Source organism: Mesorhizobium sp. M5C.F.Ca.ET.164.01.1.1 (assembly GCF_004792125.1).
In the GTDB taxonomy this organism is placed as follows: domain Bacteria; phylum Pseudomonadota; class Alphaproteobacteria; order Rhizobiales; family Rhizobiaceae; genus Mesorhizobium; species Mesorhizobium wenxiniae.
In genome coordinates, this window is the sequence record NZ_SRTG01000028.1 from 1 (window position 1) to 6,755 (window position 6,755).

At 59.3% G+C, this 6,755-nt stretch carries 6 protein-coding genes and 1 pseudogene; 3 read left to right on the forward strand and 4 right to left on the reverse strand.

The annotated features are described in order from the left end of the window. The first annotated feature begins 368 nt into the window (after nucleotides 1–368). The gene (locus tag EN807_RS32030; protein ID WP_164759901.1) at nucleotides 369–611 is read left to right on the forward strand and encodes a DUF982 domain-containing protein; all 243 of its coding nucleotides are present in this window, start codon (nucleotides 369–371) and stop codon (nucleotides 609–611) included. Between the two features lie 224 nt (nucleotides 612–835). Here the strand turns inward: EN807_RS32030 and EN807_RS32035 are convergent, their stop codons facing one another. Beyond that, nucleotides 836–1,720, reverse strand: a complete 885-nt coding sequence (locus EN807_RS32035) for a LysR family transcriptional regulator (protein WP_127211784.1) — start codon at nucleotides 1,718–1,720, stop codon at nucleotides 836–838. Nucleotides 1,721–1,853: 133 nt separating this feature from the next. Here EN807_RS32035 and EN807_RS32040 point away from each other — a divergent pair, with 133 nt between their 5' ends. Further along, a complete protein-coding gene (locus EN807_RS32040) occupies nucleotides 1,854–2,765 on the forward strand; it encodes a DMT family transporter (protein WP_245486029.1) in 912 nt (303 codons plus the stop codon). Between the two features lie 285 nt (nucleotides 2,766–3,050). On the opposite strand, the gene EN807_RS32045 is transcribed toward EN807_RS32040, so the two are convergent. From EN807_RS32045 to EN807_RS32055, 3 genes are all read right to left on the reverse strand, one after another. After that, a complete protein-coding gene (locus EN807_RS32045; RefSeq protein WP_127211786.1) occupies nucleotides 3,051–3,308 on the reverse strand; it encodes a hypothetical protein in 258 nt (85 codons plus the stop codon). 144 nt (nucleotides 3,309–3,452) lie between these two features. Beyond that, nucleotides 3,453–4,106, reverse strand: a complete 654-nt coding sequence (locus EN807_RS32050; protein ID WP_246684490.1) for a hypothetical protein — start codon at nucleotides 4,104–4,106, stop codon at nucleotides 3,453–3,455. A gap of 647 nt (nucleotides 4,107–4,753) precedes the next feature. Further along, nucleotides 4,754–5,683, reverse strand: a complete 930-nt coding sequence (locus tag EN807_RS32055; protein ID WP_127212694.1) for a TauD/TfdA family dioxygenase — start codon at nucleotides 5,681–5,683, stop codon at nucleotides 4,754–4,756. A gap of 744 nt (nucleotides 5,684–6,427) precedes the next feature. Here EN807_RS32055 and groEL point away from each other — a divergent pair. Beyond that, nucleotides 6,428–6,755: pseudogene (gene groEL / locus EN807_RS32065) on the forward strand (chaperonin GroEL); the annotation flags it as partial.

Sequence of the window (6,755 nt, forward strand, 5' to 3'; positions counted from 1 at the left end):
AAACCCGCGATCGAAGATCCCCGCTCAATGCTCTTCCCATCGTCCACCTCCATCGAGGTGGATGTTGAATCAGCACAAGACGCAGCTGTCACATCACAATCGATTCATCGATCACAGGACGTGCTCTAGCGTCCTTGCCGAAACAACACCACTTTAGGACCTCCGCACGTCAGCAAAAATTCGATATCGGGCCAACCTTGTACTGCCTGAATTTCGTCCCGGTTCAAAAGGTGCCAGCAAGACCTTTGTTGCCTTTTCGAGAATGATCGGCATTCTCGCCACGGATTCGGCAGGCCGGGCTTGGTCGGACCATCTGCAGGATTCTTTCAAGACCGTTGGCGAACTGAGGGAAGCTCTTGGCGGGCGATTTGGATGCGAAGCGTTGGAAGAGCGATGTCCGTGTGGAACTGGGCGGACGCCTTCCACCCGAGCGGCGGCCGAGTGTCTTCTCCGCATCTGGCCGACGGACTGGCGGGCCGCGCCACAAGAAGGCCCGCGAAGCCTGCATCGCGGTGCTGAAGGGCGAGCAGCCGCCCCGTTTTGCGCGGCAGGCTTTCGTCGAGGCCGCCCGCGAGGCCGGAATACTGGTCGTGGGCGTTTTTCCCGGGTGACGCGTCCAACGAAGCGATCGCGAGGCGGCGGAATGGCTGCTCTACGGCCGTCGCCGACGTCGACGTCAGGTCGCAGGATCATGTCGCGGTATTTCTAATGGTTGCGGCAATGACATGGGATGCAAAAACGGTCGGAAACCTAGCGTCAACTGCTCTGTCTCGGGTTTTTAGGAATTTGCGACAGATAGTACGCAACAAGCAGCCGGCAGACTCGGGAAGTCCGGCTATCGCCCAACGGCAAACGCTGAAAAGTCGAAGGTATTCACATAATAGCGGAATGCGGCCTGCGCCTTGGACTGGTTCGTCAGGTTGGGGAAGATCAGCATCATTTCATAGGGCGGAATTTCCCAGCCGGGTAGCAGTTCCACAAGCCGGCCGACCGCGACGGACGGCTGGCACACATAGGCGGGAAGGAGTGCGACCCCGCCGCCCGCGATACAGGATTGCAGCAGAAAGCCCATCGAGTCCGAAGTCGCGGCCGCAGGCGGACGCATGACGATCGGTGTATCGTCTGACGAGAACACCCATTCAGGCTGCGCATCATGCACCAGGCAGCGGTGATGCAGAAGATCGGTCGGTTCCCGCAGAGGACTGCCAGCCGCCAGATAGGCCGGGGCGGAGACGAGAACCCGTTTGATCGATGAGACACGCCGCACGATCAGGTCCTGACCTGTGGTCGTGCCAACGCGAAAAGCGAAATCAATCCGCTCGCGGATAATGTCGAGATGCCGGTTTGTGGCGATCAGCTCGACCGCGATCCGGGGAAACTGCGTGGTAAATCCGTGTAGGAAGGTCGGCATGAAATAGCTGGCTGTTACTTCCGGGCAGGTGATCTTCAGCGTCCCGACAGGCTGTTCCTTCAGATTGGTCATCGCCATGTCCGCAGCCGAGACCTCTGCGCGAACGCGGCGGCAGTATTCGAGGTAGACCTGGCCGCTGCCGGTGAGGCTGACGTGCCGGGTGGAACGGTTGAGGAGCCGCAGTCCCAGGCGTGCCTCAAGCTGGGCGATTCGCTGGCTGACTGTGGATTTGGGCATCCCGAGCCGCCCTCCGGCACGGGTAAAGCTGCCCGTTTCGGCGACTTCGGCCAAAATGATCATGTCGTTCACGCCGTCCAAAGCGCCACATCCTCTTTCGTGTCGCTGCCATTGTGCAATAGCACGGACAAAATGTCCGTATAATCAGAATTGTTGGAACGTTCTCGGCTCGGTAGCCTCGGCGCGCGAAGGAGGGGACGTGAAAATGTCGATCAGCCAGACGGCCCCAAAGGCGGACAGGGTGGGCATCGCCGTTGCGGCGATGGTTTTCACTGGCCTGACGCTTTCCATCGCGGACGCGATCATCAAGGTCACGATCTCGGCCATGCCGCTGTCGCAATTCATTTTCCTGCGGTCCTGCGTCACGCTGCCCTTGTTGATCTCGATCCTGAAATGGCGCTTTCCGCAGGTATCGTTGCGCCCAGCCTATCCTGGCTGGGCCATCGTGCGAAGCAGCCTGCTTCTGTCGAGCCTGCTGATCTACTACGCTTCACTACCGCGCCTCGACTTCTCGATTGCCGCGGCCGTCTATTACACGATCCCGCTGTTCATCACCCTTTTTGCGGCCTTCGGGATCAGGGAACCCGTCGGGGTACAAGGTTGGATCGGAGTCGGCCTCGGCTTCGCCGGTGTGCTGCTCATGCTGAAGCCGCAGGCCGGCGATGTTGGCATCCATGCCGTGATGCCGCTGGTTTCCGCGATCCTTTACGCTCTGGCGATGGTGCTGACGCGCACCAAGAGCCGTGGCGAAAACCCCTTTGTTCTGGCGCTGATCTTCAACGTGATAGCGATCGCTCTTGGGGGTGGCGCGAGCCTAGCGACCGTGATGGCTGGGAGCGAGGGCGCACAAAGCCTCTTCGTCGGCGAGTGGATTCCAATGGGCTGGACACAATGGGCGCTGATCGGGCTTTTGAGCATGATGATGCTGATCGGCAGCGTCGGCACGGCCATCGCCTACCAATTGGGACCATCCTCGATCATCTCGACCTGGGACTTTTCCTATCTGGCCTTCGCAGTGCTATGGGGCATCGTGTTGTTCTCGGAACGTCTGGATGCGGCTTCCATGCTCGGTATCGTTGTGATCGCGCTGGCCGGGATTATCGTCATCCGGCGTTAGCGGCGATATATTGGAGCACCGAGGGCAGGACGGCTTCAGGCTCTTTGTGACTGTCGCAAAACTCCTTGACCTTCGCACGCTGCAAAACTCTGCGATGACTTTAGTGCCTTTCGAAACCTTCCATGGCTTTGACGGTATGCAGGCAGCGGTCACCGGCGAGGGATTCCGGCAATCGAGTTGACCCCTTCGCGTTTTAAGGAGAGGGTCAGCAACACGAGACCGAGGCTCGCAACAGACACCGACAGATAGACAGAATGGAACGTCCCGAAGACGGATTTTGCGAAGTCACCAACGAATCCCCCAGAGTGCTTGAGAGGCCGAGAAGGGCATTTGCGACGTCAAAGACGGTTGTCGACGCGGCGGGATCGAAGGACTTGCTGAGGCTGGGAAAAGGCGAAACATCGAGAAATAGACCAGCCCATATAGGGCTGCTGCGGCCATCAGGCTGGTCGTATTGGGGTGGAAGAACGAAGACAACAACACAGCGAGGAAGCGGATCGTGAGTGCTGTCCGGATGCCGGCGCGGTCGGCAATGAAGCCCATTGCGAAGCGGCCTCACATGCCGACAAAGCCGATTGGCGACCACTCACCGCCAAACTCATTGGCGCAGCGACGTTCCTATCGGGTCAGGCGAAGCTTCTTGAATATGCCGCTCATCTCGTTGCCATGGCACGGTCAATCGCCCTCTCAGTCTCGCCATTGACGGAGTTGCTCTTCAAGCGTGCGCCGGCGAGCTCGAGGAGCGCGCAGGCTATCTCTTGCTGGGGTCCAGCCGGATTCCGCTGCCCGCTCAGCCAATTCGTGGAAGGCCGGTTCCAAGGCGAGCTGGCATTGAAGGCCGCGGTCCGGATGGTCGGCTGGGCAGCTTGGTTCCACGATCGCCATGCTTGATCGCTTCAATGCAGGCCATGGGCTCTCGCCCCTCTCCTTTTGCCACACGAGGCGCGCCAGCTCACGTGTTGTTGTTGGTGTGCGCCACGGCAACCGCTTCATCTTGTCAACCAGCCGCTCCAGCGATCCGGCGCGTTCCAGCTCCGCAAAGAAATGGTGCGGCGTGACGCTACCGAGCCGATGCATCTCGGCTAGGTTCCACACATACGGATAGTCGACCATGAAATCGGATCGAGGCGAGGCCTTGGACGATTCAGCCTTGGTCAGGATGCCGCCGCCCACAAGCCGATCAGCCTTGTCGATGATTTGGCGCACCCTCGATTTCGACAGGCCATGTTCCTGCGCCAGGTCGGCGAAACTCTTGCCCTTCAGAAAGCCTTCGAACAGGGCGACATTCCTATGGACGGTCGGGCTAAACCCCCAACAGGCGCGCAGTTTTTCCAGTATCATTCCGTTCGTTCATCCGGTTGTTCGCCCCCCTTGCAAACCCTACCCGGCCAAATCGGCGCTTGGAAGACACGACTCACATCATGGCGTACGTTGCTGCGAAAAGCTGCCAACTGACATAAACGATCAGCGACTGACTCGCGGAATTCGCTGTACGGTCGAACAATCCCAAGCGCGGGGAGTGTGTGTGCTAACTCTCTTGTGCATTGAGGGCTGAAATGAAAGCCAATCCGGTTAAGGTGTCCGCAATAGATTGCCTCATCCTGCTAAGCACCCGCGTTGCTGGAATCGATTTTGCGGAAGTAAAAAGGCCCCGGCGCTGGGTCGGCGCGCAGGGCCTTCAGGCATGTACGAGCTACCAGCATGTCCAGTTATGATCGTGCGCTATCATAATGAACAAACGGTGAATGATCGCTATCCGAGGTGCAGGGCGGGCGAGATGGTGGGGCGGTGGGGGACCTGTACCGCTGCAGCGGGGCCACGAGCAGCGACCCGAGCCATGCGCCACGCTGCAGGACCTCGATTTCGGGCCAAGCCTCGAGCCCGCAACTCGCCTTGCTTCTCGGAAATCATAAGGCTTTGTGGGGCGGTTAAGCAGCGCGATATGGCCGCGGCGATACGAAGTTTTCATCTTTACCCTGTTCAGACGGTCAGGCTGCCTTCGCCGCCGGCTTGGCTGCCTTGACATGGGTTATACTGCGGCGACCGTCGACGCCGATCGGAACGTCACCGTCAACCGTAGCGCGACGCACAACCCGGTGCTGGTCGCCATAGTCGTTGACCGCATAATGCTGGGTAGCACGGTTGTCCCAGATAGCGACGTCGCCTACTTGCCAGCGCCACCGCACGGTATTTTCCGGGGCAGTGACGTAGGACTGGAACACCTCGTAGAGTTTGGCGGAATCGCTCTTGGAAAGGCCGACGAGGCGCTGCACGAAATTGCCGAGCAGCAGCGACTTCTCCCCGGTTTCCGGATGGACGCGCACGACCGGATGCTCGGTCTCGTAGATCGTCGATGTGAAGACTTCCTCGAAGTGCCTCTTCTCTTCGGCTGTGGCGCGCGGGCGCACGGCTGCGTAGTCGTAGGCATTGCTATGAATAGCCCACAGATTGTCCGCCAATATTTTGAGCGGCGCCGGCAGATTCTCGTACGCGGCGTGCGTGTTGGACCAGATCGTGTCGCCCCCCGCCGCCGGAATGACGACGCCACGTAGGACCGAGAATTTCGGATAGGCATCGACGAAAGTCACATCGGTATGCCACTGGTCTGCCCTGCCACCGCCACGGCCGGAATCGAGATTGAGGATTGAGGCCGTGCCGGCTGCCGGCCCCTGCGTGGGATGAGGTACAAGGTCACCCAGACGCCGCGCGAACAATTCCTGCTCCGCATCGTCGAGATGCTCCTGGCCGCGGAAGAAGATCACCTTGTGTTTTAGAAGAAGCTGGTTGATGGCTGCTATCGCTGCGTCCGAAAGGTCTCCGCCAAGGCGAACGCCTCTGATTTCAGCTCCGACACGGCTGGTCAGCGGTACAACGTCGGAGTCAGGAATGGTCCGGTTGACAAGGACTGGATTGCTCATGGGTTCTCCTGTTTTATCTTGAAAGGGATAGCAAGTCACATCCGGCCAGCGGATGTCCGCGCTGCGTTGAAAAGTCTCATCGCTAGTCGACAGAGCTATCGAACAGGATAATTGACGTAAACTATAGAAAGAATGTTCTAATTTAAACTGGCTCGACGAAAGAGCAGTCTCCGTTGCTCCGGTCTCGGTGTTGAGTTCTCTAAGGCTGCGCCACACCTTGCTCCCCACGCCGGCAAATGATCTCACTATGCAGCCCCGTGCTCGCACGCTACCAAACTAATTGCCGCTGCTGCAACACGCCCCCCTGGCGGCCTGCACCGAAACGACGACAGGGGTGCATCTGATTAGCCGTGAACCCAGGTCTCAAAGACCATCCGGCGCGACGAGCGGACGCACCGCACGTGTGACACCCGCCTTGTGGGGCAGGGTTGCCTTTCTCAATCCCGGCGTTGGTCGGCGTCCCAATGAGCAGCAAGCTATTATCGGCCGCCGAATCTTAGTGGCTTGGTCGAGAGCTTCAATCAACCAAGCGGCGAAAGCCTCGCTAGAGTCTCCGCCCGCCTGTCGCTATGAAGCAGTTGCAGGCAGCGCTGCTTCAGGCGCATGAACTCCCCCGATGCAATGATTTCCGTCGCCCTGGGTCTTTCGAAGGGCACTGTTTCGATTCCCTTCTTCTTCGGCGCGCGGCTTGATGCCGACATACGGTTTCTTGACCTGCCGCCTGAACTGGCTGCCGAAGCCGCCGACAAGATGGTTGCGGATCTGGAAGACGCCTACATCCTTCTCCACGAGAAGAAGCTCTCCAACCTGCAGGCCATGCTGCCGATCCTCGAGGCTGTCGTGCAGACCTCGAAGCCGCTGGTCATCATCTCGGAAGACGTCGAAGGCGAGGCTCTGGCCACGCTCGTCGTCAACAAGCTGCGTGGCGGCCTGAAGATCGCCGCCGTCAAGGCGCCGGGCTTCGGTGATCGCCGCAAGGCCATGCTGGAAGACATCGCCATCCTCACTGGTGGCCAGGTCATTTCCGAAGACCTCGGCATCAAGCTCGAGAATGTCGGCCTCAACATGCTCG

What these genes read in the sequence shown, in the direction of transcription:
- EN807_RS32040 (WP_245486029.1), top strand. Translation starts at nt 1,854, where the DNA reads ATGTCGATCAGCCAGACGGCCCCAAAGGCGGACAGGGTGGGCATCGCC.
- EN807_RS32045 (WP_127211786.1), bottom strand. Translation starts at nt 3,308, where the DNA reads ATGGGCTTCATTGCCGACCGCGCCGGCATCCGGACAGCACTCACGATC.
- EN807_RS32050 (WP_246684490.1), bottom strand. Translation starts at nt 4,106, where the DNA reads ATGATACTGGAAAAACTGCGCGCCTGTTGGGGGTTTAGCCCGACCGTC.
- EN807_RS32055 (WP_127212694.1), bottom strand. Translation starts at nt 5,683, where the DNA reads ATGAGCAATCCAGTCCTTGTCAACCGGACCATTCCTGACTCCGACGTT.